This is a genomic window from uncultured Georgenia sp. (genome assembly GCF_937958535.1).
Taxonomy (GTDB): Bacteria; Actinomycetota; Actinomycetes; order Actinomycetales; family Actinomycetaceae; genus Oceanitalea.
The window spans coordinates 1-11,680 of the sequence record NZ_CALGNQ010000151.1; the positions used below are offsets into that span (position 1 = coordinate 1).

Annotated in this window: 14 protein-coding genes; 6 read left to right on the plus strand and 8 right to left on the minus strand. The window is 73.6% G+C overall.

Going from position 1 to position 11,680, the window contains the following annotated elements; translation table 11 throughout:
- From Q0195_RS08275 to Q0195_RS08285, 3 genes are all read right to left on the minus strand, one after another.
- Positions 1-373: SPFH domain-containing protein (locus tag Q0195_RS08275; RefSeq protein WP_299276972.1), on the minus strand; the 373-nt coding region annotated here is incomplete at its 3' end.
- The gene (locus Q0195_RS08280; protein WP_299276975.1) at positions 370-825 is read right to left on the minus strand and encodes an NfeD family protein; all 456 of its coding nucleotides are present in this window, start codon (positions 823-825) and stop codon (positions 370-372) included. The genes Q0195_RS08275 and Q0195_RS08280, both read right to left, overlap by 4 nt.
- Before the next feature lie 67 nt (positions 826-892).
- A complete protein-coding gene (locus Q0195_RS08285; RefSeq protein ID WP_299276977.1) occupies positions 893-1,681 on the minus strand; it encodes an ABC transporter ATP-binding protein in 789 nt (262 codons plus the stop codon).
- A 49-nt stretch (positions 1,682-1,730) separates the two neighbouring features.
- On the opposite strand from Q0195_RS08285, the gene Q0195_RS08290 reads away from it, so the two are divergent.
- Complete coding sequence (locus Q0195_RS08290; RefSeq protein ID WP_299276980.1) at positions 1,731-2,552, plus strand: hypothetical protein; 822 nt, start codon at positions 1,731-1,733, stop codon at positions 2,550-2,552.
- A 27-nt stretch (positions 2,553-2,579) separates the two neighbouring features.
- On the opposite strand, the gene glgA is transcribed toward Q0195_RS08290, so the two are convergent.
- Entirely contained in the window at positions 2,580-3,806 is a 1,227-nt protein-coding gene (gene glgA, locus Q0195_RS08295; RefSeq protein WP_299276983.1) for a glycogen synthase, read from the minus strand.
- Between the two features lie 71 nt (positions 3,807-3,877).
- Between glgA and glgC the strand changes: the two genes are divergently transcribed.
- Together glgC and serB are read left to right on the plus strand one after the other, a co-directional pair.
- The gene (gene glgC, locus Q0195_RS08300; protein ID WP_299276985.1) at positions 3,878-5,134 is read left to right on the plus strand and encodes a glucose-1-phosphate adenylyltransferase; all 1,257 of its coding nucleotides are present in this window, start codon (positions 3,878-3,880) and stop codon (positions 5,132-5,134) included.
- Positions 5,135-5,297: 163 nt separating this feature from the next.
- Positions 5,298-6,188: a phosphoserine phosphatase SerB gene (gene serB, locus Q0195_RS08305; protein WP_299276988.1), complete on the plus strand. Its 891-nt coding sequence runs from the start codon at positions 5,298-5,300 to the stop codon at positions 6,186-6,188.
- A 25-nt stretch (positions 6,189-6,213) separates the two neighbouring features.
- Here the strand turns inward: serB and Q0195_RS08310 are convergent, their stop codons facing one another.
- The 3 genes from Q0195_RS08310 to fabG are packed head-to-tail and all read right to left on the minus strand — an operon-like array spanning position 6,214 to position 8,220.
- Positions 6,214-6,717 (minus strand): histidine phosphatase family protein, encoded by a 504-nt coding sequence (locus tag Q0195_RS08310; protein ID WP_299276991.1) that lies wholly within the window; start codon positions 6,715-6,717, stop codon positions 6,214-6,216.
- Positions 6,717-7,484, minus strand: a complete 768-nt coding sequence (gene fabI, locus Q0195_RS08315; protein ID WP_299276994.1) for an enoyl-ACP reductase FabI — start codon at positions 7,482-7,484, stop codon at positions 6,717-6,719. The genes Q0195_RS08310 and fabI overlap by 1 nt, the downstream gene beginning before the upstream one ends.
- 19 nt (positions 7,485-7,503) lie before the next feature.
- Positions 7,504-8,220, minus strand: coding sequence for a 3-oxoacyl-ACP reductase FabG (gene fabG / locus Q0195_RS08320; protein ID WP_299276997.1), 717 nt, complete (start codon positions 8,218-8,220; stop codon positions 7,504-7,506).
- An 86-nt stretch (positions 8,221-8,306) separates the two neighbouring features.
- Between fabG and Q0195_RS08325 the strand changes: the two genes are divergently transcribed.
- From Q0195_RS08325 to Q0195_RS08335, 3 genes are read left to right on the plus strand one after another with little or no spacing between them, the layout of a single operon-like run.
- Entirely contained in the window at positions 8,307-8,633 is a 327-nt protein-coding gene (locus Q0195_RS08325) for a DUF3099 domain-containing protein (RefSeq protein WP_299276999.1), read from the plus strand.
- Entirely contained in the window at positions 8,630-8,863 is a 234-nt protein-coding gene (locus Q0195_RS08330) for a hypothetical protein (RefSeq protein WP_299277001.1), read from the plus strand. The genes Q0195_RS08325 and Q0195_RS08330 overlap by 4 nt, the downstream gene beginning before the upstream one ends.
- Complete coding sequence (locus tag Q0195_RS08335) at positions 8,860-9,684, plus strand: SURF1 family protein (protein ID WP_299277003.1); 825 nt, start codon at positions 8,860-8,862, stop codon at positions 9,682-9,684. The genes Q0195_RS08330 and Q0195_RS08335 overlap by 4 nt, the downstream gene beginning before the upstream one ends.
- A 117-nt stretch (positions 9,685-9,801) precedes the next feature.
- Here the strand turns inward: Q0195_RS08335 and Q0195_RS08340 are convergent, their stop codons facing one another.
- Positions 9,802-11,415, minus strand: coding sequence for an ABC-F family ATP-binding cassette domain-containing protein (locus tag Q0195_RS08340; protein ID WP_299277006.1), 1,614 nt, complete (start codon positions 11,413-11,415; stop codon positions 9,802-9,804).
- Between the last annotated feature and the right edge of the window lie 265 nt (positions 11,416-11,680).

An 11,680-nucleotide genomic window follows, 5' to 3' on the forward strand; every position in this document is an offset into this window, starting at 1 on the left:
TCGTCACGGTCAGCTGCTCGATACCGGTGATGTAGTTGGCGATCTCGTAGGTCGCGGCCTTGGGGTCGGTGACCTGGAAGTAGATGACCGTGTCGATCGACACGACGAGGTTGTCGGAGGTGATCACCGGCTGCGGCGGGAAGGAGACCACCTGCTCGCGCAGGTCGACGCCGGCGCGGACCCGGTCGACGAACGGGATGAGGAAGTGCAGCCCGGCGTACATCACCGTGTTGAACTTGCCCAGCCGCTCGACGATGAGGGCGACGGCCTGCGGCACGATCCGCACCGCCCGCCAGATCGCGATGATGACGAAGAGGGCGAGCAGGACGAGCACGACGGTGACGACGAGGCCACCTGTGTTGTCGGTGGTCACGGGGCTCCTTCGGGGTAGGTCACGGGTACGGGCGCGACGACGGCGGTCGCCCCCTCGATCCGCACCACCTGCACGGTGGTGCCGGCCGGCAGCACGGTGCCGGGCTCGGCGGCCCGGGCGGTCCAGACCTCACCGACGAGCTTGACGCGGCCGGCGCGGTCGGTGACGTCGATGAGCACCTCGGCGGTGCGGCCCACGTGTGCGGCGACGTTGGTCACCGTGTCCGGGGTGGACCGCTTGAGGTAGCGCAGCGCCCACGGGCGGACCGCGACGAGGAGGACCGCCGAGACGACGGCGAAGGCGAGCACCTGCGCCCAGAGCGGCGCGCCGAGGAGCGCCGCACCTCCGGCGGCCAGCGCGCCGCCGGCGAACATGAGGAAGATGAGGTCGACGGTGAGCATCTCGACGACGCCGAGCACGAGCGCCGCTCCCAACCACCACAACCAGGCCATCGTTGCCACCTCCCCTGTCGATCCTAGTGGCCGGGGCCTGCGCCCCGGCCCGGCTCCGGCAGCGCGGTCAGCGGCCGGCGGCGCGGGCGCTCCACCGACCGCGGTGGCGCTCGACCTCGAGGTCCAGCCCGAACGTCCGGGACAGGTGCTGCGGGGTGAGCACCTCCTCCAGCGGTCCGGCGGCCTCGACCTTCCCGCCCCGCATGAGCAGCGCGTGGCCGAAGCCGGGCGGGATCTCCTCGACGTGGTGGGTGACGAGGACGATGACCGGGGAGCGGCTGTCCCCGGCGAGCTCGGCGAGCGCCGCCATGAGCTCCTCTCGGCCGCCGAGGTCGAGGCCGGCGGCGGGTTCGTCGAGGAGGAGCAGCTCCGGGTCGGTCATGAGCGCGCGGGCGATCTGCACCCGCTTGCGCTCGCCCTCGCTCAGCGAGCCGAACTTGCGGTCGGCGAGGTGGTCCACGGCGAAGGCGGCGAGCAGGTCGCGGGCCCGGGAGAGGTCGTACTCGTCATAGCTCTCCCGCCACCGGCCGGTGACGCCGTAGGAGGCCGTGAGGACGACGTCGAGCACGGCCTCACCGCCCGGGATACGGTCGGCGAGGGCGGCGGAGGCGAGTCCGATGCGGGTGCGCAGCTCCCAGGTGTCGACGGCGCCCAGCCGCTCGCCGAGGATGTGGACGGTCCCCTCGCTCGGGAAGAGCCGACCGGCGGCCATCTGCAGCACCGTGGTCTTGCCGGCGCCGTTCGGGCCGAGCACGACCCACCGCTCACCGTCGCGCACGGACCAGCTCACGCCGTCGAGGATCGTCTTCGTCCCCCGTCGCAGGGTCACGTCCGACAGCTGCAGCACATCGCTCATACGTCGAGCCTATCCACCGCCCCGCCCACGGGCCGTCTACGGTGGGGGCGTGCCCGAACTTGTTCTGCCCCATGCTGTGCTCGCCGCCCTGTGGGTACCGGTCATCGCTGCCGCCGGTCGCGGCGACCAGGGCGGCACCGAGGCGGTCGTCGACAGCGCGCTGCGCGCGGTCGCCGGTGCCGACACCCACGTCATCGACCGTCCCGACGGCGAGGTGCGCTCGCTGCGGGAGATGGCCGGCCGGATCGTCGGACAGGAGATCACCGACGTCGGGGCGGTGCTGCCCGCGCCCGGCCACGTGGCCGGGCTGCCCGGCGTCGCGCTGCTCGAGGCCGTGGACGCGGGGCAGTGCCTCCTCGTCCGGGCCGCGGGCGGCTCGTGGGCGGCGGTGCCCCAGGTGGAGCGGTTCGGCAGCGACCTCGAGCCGGGCACCCTCGTGCGCTGGGTGCTGCACCCCTTCCCGTTCGCCGAGCGTCCCGTGCCCACCCTGCTCGGGCTCGTCGGGTCGCTGCGGCAGGCACGGCAGGACATCGCCCAGGCGCTGGTCACCGCCGGGGACACGCTCGAGCAGCTCGACCTGGCCGGCTGGCGTCCCGACGTCGCCCGGGAGGCGGCCCACCTGCTGCGGGAGGACATCTCCACCGACCTCCTCCCGCCCGGCCTGGAGCCGGCCCGGGTGGAGGTGCTCACCCGGGCCGCCCGCCTGCTCGCCGTGGTCCAGCTGGCGCTCGAGGACGACGGCGGGGCGGTCATGGCCCGGCAGGGCCAGGCCCGGGCGGAGGTGCTGCGCGAGCTGGAGCACACCGCCCGCCGCGCGCTCGCGGCGGCGAGCGTCAGCCACGTCTCCGGTGGGGTGTCCCGCCCCCGGTAGTGGGGTGCTCGCGCCCGGTGGCGACGCTCAGCCTGCGGCGAGCACCTGCTCGTAGAAGGCGAGCGTGCGCTCCCCGATGGCGTCCCAGGAGAAGTGCTCCTCGGCGCGCCGGCGACCGGCGGCCCCCATCGCCCGCGCCCGCTCCGGGTCGCTGACGGCCGCGGTCAGCGCCTCGGCGAGGTCCGCCTCGAACCGGGCCGGGTCCACCGGCGTGCCGGTGCCGTCGGAGACCTGCTCGATCGGGACGAGGACGCCGGTGACGCCGTCGTCCACCACCTCCGGGATGCCTCCCGTGGCGGTCGCGACCACGGGCAGTCCCACCGCCATCGCCTCGAGGTTGACGATGCCGAGCGGCTCGTAGACCGAGGGGCAGGCGAAGACGGTGCACGCGGTGAGCACCGCGATGAGGTCGGCGCGCGGGAGCATCTGGTCGATCCACACGATCCCGGTCCGGGTGGCGCGCAGCGCCTCGACCTCGGCCTCCACCTCCGCCGCGAGGGCGGGGGTGTCTGGGGCGCCGGCGCACAGCACGAGCTGGACGTCGGCGGGCAGGGCGCGGGCGGCCCGCAGCAGGTGGGGCAGCCCCTTCTGCCGGGTGATGCGCCCGACGAAGACGACCGCCGGACGGTCCGGGTCGATGCCGAGTCCGCGGGCCACCTCGGCCGCCTGCTCGGCCTCCTGCCCCGTCGGGCGCTGCCAGCCGGCGAGGTCGATCCCGTTGTGGATGACGGTGACCTTCTCCGGGTCCACGGCGGGGTAGGTGCGCAGGATGTCCTCGCGCATCCCGGCACTCACCGCGATGACGCCGGCGGCGCCCTCGTAGGCGGTGCGCTCGGCCCAGCTCGACAGCGCGTAGCCGCCGCCGAGCTGCTCGGCCTTCCACGGCCGCAGCGGCTCCAGGGAGTGGGCCGACAGCACGTGCGGGACGTCGTGGAGCAGGCCGCCCAGGTGCCCGGCGAGGTTGGCGTACCAGGTGTGGGAGTGGACGAGGTCGGTGCCACGGACCGCGTCGGCCATCGCGAGGTCGACGCCGAAGGTCTGCAGCGCGGGGTTGGCGCCGCTCAGCTCGGCGATGTCCGGGTACCCGCGCACCCCCTCCTCGCCGCCCTCGCCGCCCGGCTCCCGCGGGCCGCCGAAGCAGTGCACGCGCACGTCGGCGTGGGACCGCAGCACCCGGGCGAGCTCGGTGACGTGCACCCCCGCCCCGCCGTAGACGTCGGGCGGGTACTCCCTGGTGAGTAGGTCGACTCGCATCCCGGCTCCTCACGTGCCACTAGGACCCAATACCGCTGCACGACCATCTAAGCAGCCCTAGAGTCCTGGTCATGGCTGCTCCGCGCACCTCGGCTCCCCGGGTCCTCGCGATCGTGCTGGCAGGCGGCGAGGGCAAACGTCTCATGCCCCTGACGGAGGAGCGGGCCAAACCCGCGGTGCCGTTCGGCGGCATCTACCGGCTCATCGACTTCGCGCTGTCCAATATCGTCAACTCCGGCTACCTGCGGGTGGTCGTGCTGACCCAGTACAAGTCCCACAGCCTGGACCGGCACATCGCCAAGACCTGGCGCCTGTCCACCCACCTGGGCAACTACGTCGCGCCGGTGCCCGCGCAGCAGCGGCGCGGCAAGCACTGGTTCCTCGGCAGCGCCGACGCGATCTACCAGTCGCTCAACCTCATCGACGACGAGCAGCCCGACATCGTCGTCATCGTCGGCGCGGACAACATCTACCGGATGGACTTCTCCCAGATGGTGGACCAGCACATCGAGTCCGGGGCCGCGATGACCGTCGCCGGCATCCGGCAGCCGATCACGCTGGCCGACCAGCTCGGCGTCATCGACGTCGACCCCGCCGACCCGCGCCGCATCCGGGCGTTCCTGGAGAAGCCCGCGCAGGCCGAGGGGCTGCCCGACGCCCCGGACGAGGTGCTCGCCTCGATGGGCAACTACGTCCTGACCACCGAGGCGCTCATCGAGGCGCTGCGCGTGGACGCCGAGGACGCGCAGTCCAAGCACGACATGGGCGGCAGCATCGTGCCGTGGTTCGTCGAGCGCGGGCTGGCGGGCGTCTACGACTTCAAGGACAACGTCGTGCCGGGAGCCTCGGAGCGTGACCACGGCTACTGGCGCGACGTCGGCACGATCGACGCCTACTACGACGCCCACCAGGACCTCATCTCGGTCTCCCCGATCTTCAACCTCTACAACCAGGAGTGGCCGCTGTTCACCGGCAACCCGGGGATGCCGCCGGCGAAGTTCGTCTACGGGCACCGCGAGCGGCTCGGTCACGCACTCGACTCGCTCGTCTCGCCGGGTGTCATCGTCTCCGGCGGTGAGGTCATGGGGTCGGTGATCTCCCCCGGTACGAAGGTCAACTCCTGGTCCTCGGTGCGCGACTCGGTGATCTTCGACAACGTCGACGTCGGACGCAACGCCGTGGTCCACCGGGCGATCATCGACAAGAACGTGCGTATCGCCGACGGCGCACAGGTCGGGGTCGACCTCGAGCACGACCTCGAGCGCGGCTTCACCGTCACCGAGTCCGGCATCACGGTCGTGCCCAAGGGCGCCACCGTCCGCCGGTAGCCCTCCGGGTCCGTACCGGTACCCCGGCGCTCCCACCCAGGGCCGCCCTTCTCGATCGTCGCTGCCACCCAGGGCCGCCCTTCTCGATCGTCGGTCGCCCCTCCGCGCGCCCTCCCGTGAGCCGAAGGGACGAGGCAGCGCACGCCGGCCGTAACCTGGCCGGGTGATCCGCATCGGTCTTGTCTCCGCCCGTCCCGTCCCGCCGTCGCTGGTCGAGCATGCCCGCGGGCTGCTCGCCACGGTCGCCGACGTCGAGGCTCCCGTCGACACCTCCCGGCCGGGCTGGTCCGGGGTGGCGCTCACCGGCACCCCCCGCCCGGGGACCGCCGCCGACGTCGACACCGCCCTGGCCGCCGAGCTGCGCGGGCCCGCCACGGCGCTCGGCGTGGACGTCGGGGTGACGAGCGGCCCGCTCGCCCGCGACGGCGTCGGCCTGCTCGTCATGGACGTCGACTCCACGTTCATCACGGCCGAGGTCATCGAGCTGCTCGCCGAGCACGCCGGCACCCGGGAGCAGGTCGCCGCGGTGACCGAGCGGGCGATGCGCGGGGAGCTGGACTTCGCCGCCAGCCTGCGGGAGCGGGTGGCCACCCTCGCCGGGCTCGACGCGGGTGTGGTCGACGAGGTCCGCGCCGCCGTCGAGCTGTCCGCCGGGGCCCGGGAGCTCGTCGCCGAGGTGCACGAGCGCGGCGGGAAGGTCGGCCTCGTCTCCGGCGGGTTCCTCGAGATCATCGGTCCGATCGCCGCCGGGCTGGGCATCGACCACGTCGTGGCCAACCGGCTCGAGGTCGACGGCGGGCGGCTCACCGGCCGGACCACGGGGCCGGTCGTCGACCGGGCCGCCAAGGAGCACCACCTGCGCCGGTGGGCGCAGGAGCACGGGCTCCCGCTCGACCGCGTCGTCGCGGTCGGGGACGGCGCGAACGACCTCGACATGCTCGCAGCCGCCGGGCTCGGGGTGGCCTACTGCGCCAAGCCGGTGGTCCAGGAGCAGGCCGACGCCGCTCTCACCTTCCCGCGGCTCGACGCCGTCCTCGGGCTGCTCGGGGGCTGACCCGCCGCACCTCCGCGGCGCCCGGTCACTCCGGGCGGATGAGGCGGACCAGCCGCGCGGTCTGCCGGTCGAGCTCGGCCCACCGCACGGGGACCTCGAGCACGGCCGCGCTGGCCGTGCTCATCCCGAAGGCGACGGTCTCCGCCACCGGGCCGCGCTCGGCGTCGAGCAGGTGGCCGAGGGAGGACATCGTCGGCTCGTGCCCGACGACGAGCACCCGCCGGGCGGTGTCCGGCAGCGCGGCGAGCACCTCGAGCACGCCGCGGGGGCCCGCGGAGTACAGCTCGGGGCGCACGTCCGGCTCCGGGGCTCCCGGCAGACCGGCGGCGAGGAGCTTGTACGTCTCGGTGGTCCGCAGCGCGCTGGAGACCAGTGCGACGTCGGGGGTGCCCACCTCGCGGGCGAGCAGCGGTCCGAGGTCGGCGGCCTGGCGCCGGCCCTTGCCGGCGAGTGGGCGGTCGGCGTCGCCCAGGCCGTTCTCCGGCTCGGCCTGGGCGTGCCGCAGGAGGACCAGGAGGCGTCCGCCCATCACTGCCCCATCGCGTGGACACCGCCGTCGACGTGGACGATCTCCGCCGTCGTGGCCGGGAACCAGTCCGAGCACAGCGCGACAACGGCGCGGGCGGCGGGCTCGGCGTCCTTGACGTCCCAGCCGAGCGGGGCCCGCTCGTCCCACGTGTCCTCCATCTGGTCGAAGCCGGGGATGGAGGTGGCCGCCGTCGTGCGGATCGGACCGGCGGAGACGAGGTTGACGCGGATGCCCTCGGGGCCCAGGTCACGGGCGAGGTAGCGCGCCGTCGACTCGAACGCGGCCTTGGCCACGCCCATCCAGTCGTAGACCGGCCAGGCGAAGGAGGCGTCGAAGGTGAGGCCGACGATCCCGGCGCCCGTCGTCAGCAGCGGCCGGGTCGCCACGGCGAGCGACTTGAGCGAGAAGGCGGAGACCTCCAGCGCGGTGGCGACGTCGGGCCACTCGCCGGCGAGGAAGTTGCCGCCCATGACGGACTGCGGCGCGAAGCCGATGGAGTGGACCACGCCGTCGAGCCGGTCGGTGTGCTCCCGCACGCGGTCGGCCAGCGCGGCGAGGTCGTCGGCGTCGGTGACGTCGAGCTGGACCACGGGCGCCTCGGTGGGCAACCGCCGGGAGGTCACCTGGGTGAGGCGCAGCTGCCGGCCGAAGGAGGTGAGGATGACCGTGGCTCCCTCCTGCTGGGCGAGGCGCGCCACGTGGAAGGCGATCGAGTTGTCCTTGAGGACGCCGGTGACCAGCAGGGTCTTGCCGTCGAGAAGTCCCATCGTCTGCTCTCTCCTACTCTCAGTGCCCCATGCCCAGACCGCCGTCCACCGGGATGACGGCCCCGGTGACGTAGGCGGCGGCGGGTGAGGCGAGGTACTGGACGGCACCGACGATGTCGGAGACGTCGCCGAAGCGGCCGGCCGGGATGGCGGCGCGCAGCTTCTCCTGCTGCGCCTCGGGCAGGGCCCGGGTCATGTCCGTGTCGATGAAGCCGGGGGCGATGACGTTGGCGGTGATGCCGCGCGAGCCCAGCTCACGGGTGATGGAGCGGGCCATGCCGACGAGGCCCGCCTTGGTGGCGGCGTAGTTGACCTGCCCGGCGTTGCCGTACATCCCGACCACGGACCCCATGAGGATGATCCGGCCGGCGCGCTTGCGGATCATGCCCTTCGAGACGCGCCGCACGCAGCGGAACACCCCGGTGAGGTTGACGTCGAGAACCTCCTCGAACTCCTCGTCGGTCATCCGCATGAGGAGCTGGTCGCGCGTCATCCCGGCGTTGGCGACGAGCACCTCGACGGGCCCGTGCGCCTCCTCGATCTCGCCGATCGCCGCGTCGACCGCGGCGGTGTCGCGCATGTCCCCGCGCACCCCGAGCACGCCCTGGGGCAGCTCGCCGCCGCGGTAGATGGTCGCCACCCGGTCCCCCGCCGCGACGAAGGCCTCGGCCACGGCGCGGCCGATCCCGCGGCTGGCGCCGGTGACGAGCACGCTGCGTGCCTCGGTGTCGTTCACATGTCCTCCTGTCAGGTCGTCCGGGGGGAACGGTAGCCGACGGGGCGGGATCGGCGTGGGAGGCATCCGCGGACTACGCTGAGGAGGTGAGCAGGAAGCGCGACGTTCACGCGATCACCTCGGTCGGGCGCCCCCTGAGCGAGGACGTCCACGGGCGGCTCGTGCGCTACCTCATCTCCATGTCGATCCGCACCGGCTGCTTCGTCGCGATCCTCTTCACCGACGGCTGGCTGCGCTGGGTGATGGCGGCGGGGGCGATCGTGCTGCCGTACGTCGCGGTGATCTTCGCCAACGCCGGTCGGGAGCGGCCCAAGGAGGCCGATACGCTGATCGGGGCGCCGGAGCTGGAGGCTCCGCCCGGCCCGCGCCCCACCCTTCCGCCCATCGACCTGAGAGGTGGCTACCTGCGGTGAGCACGTCGCCCGTCCCCGGCCGCCCCACCGAGGCACCCGCCGAGGAGATCTGCAGCGCCAAGGGCTGCCGCACGCCTGCCGTGTGGGCGCTGCGCTGGAACAACCCGCGGATCCACGACCAGGCGCGCCGCAAGACCTGGCTGGCGTGCGAGGAGCACCGCGAGCACCTGGAGTCCTTCCTCGGGACGCGCTCCTTCCTGCGCGAGGTCATCCCCGTCACCGAGCTATGAGCCGCTACCGCTTCCTGCGGAGCGGCCGCTGGGTCGGGCTGGCGGTGATCGCCGTCGTCGTCGCCGTCACGTGCGTCCTCCTCGGCCTGTGGCAGTGGAACCGGCACGCGGACCGCGCCGCGGCCAACGACCTGGTGGACGCGAACTACGACGCCGCCCCGGCGCCGCTGGCCGCGGTGGTCGACGACGCCGTCCCGGCCGACCGCGTGTGGCGCAGCGTGGTGGTGAGCGGGCGCTACACCGGGGAGCAGGTGCTCGTGCGTAATCGGCCGGTGGCCGGCACCGCCGCCGCGCGCGTGCTCGCGGTGCTGGAGACGGAGGACGACGGCCGGCTGGTGGTCGTCGACCGCGGCTGGCTATCGCTCGAGGACGGCGACCCGGTGCCCCCGGACTACCCGGACGGTGCGGTGGAGGTGGTGGGCCGGCTGCGTCAGGCCGAGGCCCCGGACGAGCGGACCGCCCCCGCCGGGCAGGTGTACGCGATCGACCCGGCCGCGGTGGCCGCGGCCGCCGGGGTGGACGGGGTGGAGGCGGCCGAGCTCCTCGCCGGGTACCTGCTGGCGACCACGGAGAACGCCGCCCCGGTCGAGGGCCTCACCGCCTTCCCCCGCCCCGAGACCACCCCCGGCTCCCACCTGTCCTACGCCTTCCAGTGGTGGGTCTTCGCCTGCGGGGCGCTGGTCGGGTACGTCGTCCTGGCCCGGCGGGAGGCGCGCGAGCTGTCCGGGTACCCGGCCGAGCGGCCCCGGCTTCGGCCGCGGCGACGCTCGGACGCCGAGGAGGAGGACGCCCTCATCGACGCCCAGCTCCGGGACGGCTGAGCGGCGTCGCTCCCGGCCCCGGCGACGGACCAACCGCCCCCCGGCGCCGACGTCGACGACAGCGTCCGGGCCGGCACCACCTCCGCGGAGGTGACCCGGCGGGCAGTGGCCACCCGCTCAGGCCAGCGCGACGAGCTCGGCGTAGTCGTCGCTCCACAGGTCCTCGTCGCCGTCGGGCAGGAGGAGCACCCGCTCGGGCTGGAGCGCCTCGACGGCGCCCTCGTCGTGCGTGACGAGGACGACGGCTCCGGTGTAGGTGCGCAGCGCGGCGAGGATCTCCTCCCGCGAGGCGGGGTCGAGGTTGTTCGTCGGTTCGTCGAGCAGCAGGACGTTGGCCGAGGAGACGACGAGCACCGCGAGCGCCAGCCGGGTCTTCTCCCCGCCGGAGAGCACCTTCGCCGGCTTGTCGGCGTCGTCCCCGGAGAAGAGGAAGGAGCCGAGCACCGACCGCACCTGGGTGTCGGTGAGGTCCGGGGCGGCGGAGCGCAGGTTCTCCACCACGGTCCGGTCGACGTCGAGGGTCTCGTGCTCCTGGGCGTAGTAGCCGATCTTCAGCCCGTGGCCGGGCACGACCGCACCGGTGTCCGGCTGCTCGACGCCGGCGAGGATGCGCAGCAGGGTCGTCTTGCCCGCGCCGTTGAGCCCCAGCACGACGACCTTCGAGCCGCGGTCGACGGCGAGGTCGACGTCGGTGAACACCTCCAGCGAGCCGTAGGACTTCGACAGCCCCTCGGCGGTGAGCGGGACCTTGCCGCACGGCGCCGGGTCGGGGAAGCGCAGGTTGGCGACCTTGTCCGCGCGCCGGGTCTCCTCCAGCCCGGAGAGCATCCGCTCGGCCCGGCGGATCATGTTCTGCGCGGCGACCGCCTTCGTCGCCTTGGCCCGCATCTTGTCCGCCTGGGCCATGAGCGCGGAGGCCTTCTTCTCGGCGTTCGCCCGCTCCCGACGACGGCGGCGCTCGTCCTGCTCGCGCTGTTTGAGGTACGCGTCCCAGCCGAGGTTGTAGACGTCGAGCTCGGCCCGGTTGGCGTCGAGGTGGAAGACGGTGTTGACGGTCGCGCGGAGCAGCTCGACGTCGTGGCTGATGACGATGAGCCCGCCGGAGTAGGCCGCCAGGTACTCCCGCAACCAGACGATCGAGTCGTGGTCCAGGTGGTTGGTCGGCTCGTCCAGGAGCAGCGTCTGTGCCCCGGAGAAGAGGATGCGGGCCAGCTCGACGCGGCGCCGCTGCCCACCGGAGAGCGTGTGCAGCGGCTGGTCGAGGACGCGGGTGGGCAGGCCGAGGTTCGAGGTGAGCCGGGCCGCCTCGGACTCCGCCGCCCAGCCGCCCTGCGCGGTGAACTCCGCGTCGAGCCGGGCGTAGCGCTCCATGGCCTTGGCCTGGGCGTCGCCGGTCTTCGTCGCCATCTCGGTCTCCGCGCGGCGGATGCGGCGCAGGATCCCGTCGATCCCGCGGGCGGAGAGCACCCGGTCGCGGGCCAGGACGTCGAGGTCACCGGTGCGCGGGTCCTGCGGCAGGTACCCGATCTGCCCGGACCGGGTGATCGTCCCGGTGTGCTGGACGACGCTGGAGGTGGACTCCTCCCCGGCGAGCAGTTTGGTCAGCGTCGTCTTCCCGGCGCCGTTGCGGCCGACGAGACCGATGCGCATCCCGGCGTCGACGCGGAAGGACGCCTCGCGCAGCAGCTCGCGGGCGCCGATGCGCACGGAGACGTCATGGGCGGTGATCACAGGAGAGAACCTCAGGGCTACGGTCGACGGCGGCGGGCGCCCCGCGGGGCTGGGCGGTCGGCCACCCGCGCTCGGGCCACGGACCAGTCTACGGGCGGGACCAGGCCACCTGCCCCCGTGGGCCGTGTCAGTGGTGCAGGTCGCGCTCGAGCACCGGCGCGAGCCGGAACGGGATGAGCTCGCCCATCGCCAGCGACGTCTCGGTGGGGATCACCTGCTTCGGCGACGGTGCCACGAGCCAGGGCGACGTCAACGAGGCGATGGT

Bases quoted from the DNA above. Each gene is read 5' to 3' on its own strand.
- Q0195_RS08280 (WP_299276975.1), bottom strand. From the start codon at position 825: ATGGCCTGGTTGTGGTGGTTGGGAGCGGCGCTCGTGCTCGGCGTCGTC.
- Q0195_RS08285 (WP_299276977.1), bottom strand. From the start codon at position 1,681: ATGAGCGATGTGCTGCAGCTGTCGGACGTGACCCTGCGACGGGGGACG.
- glgA (WP_299276983.1), bottom strand. From the start codon at position 3,806: ATGCGAGTCGACCTACTCACCAGGGAGTACCCGCCCGACGTCTACGGC.
- glgC (WP_299276985.1), top strand. From the start codon at position 3,878: ATGGCTGCTCCGCGCACCTCGGCTCCCCGGGTCCTCGCGATCGTGCTG.
- Q0195_RS08310 (WP_299276991.1), bottom strand. From the start codon at position 6,717: ATGGGCGGACGCCTCCTGGTCCTCCTGCGGCACGCCCAGGCCGAGCCG.
- fabI (WP_299276994.1), bottom strand. From the start codon at position 7,484: ATGGGACTTCTCGACGGCAAGACCCTGCTGGTCACCGGCGTCCTCAAG.
- Q0195_RS08335 (WP_299277003.1), top strand. From the start codon at position 8,860: ATGAGCCGCTACCGCTTCCTGCGGAGCGGCCGCTGGGTCGGGCTGGCG.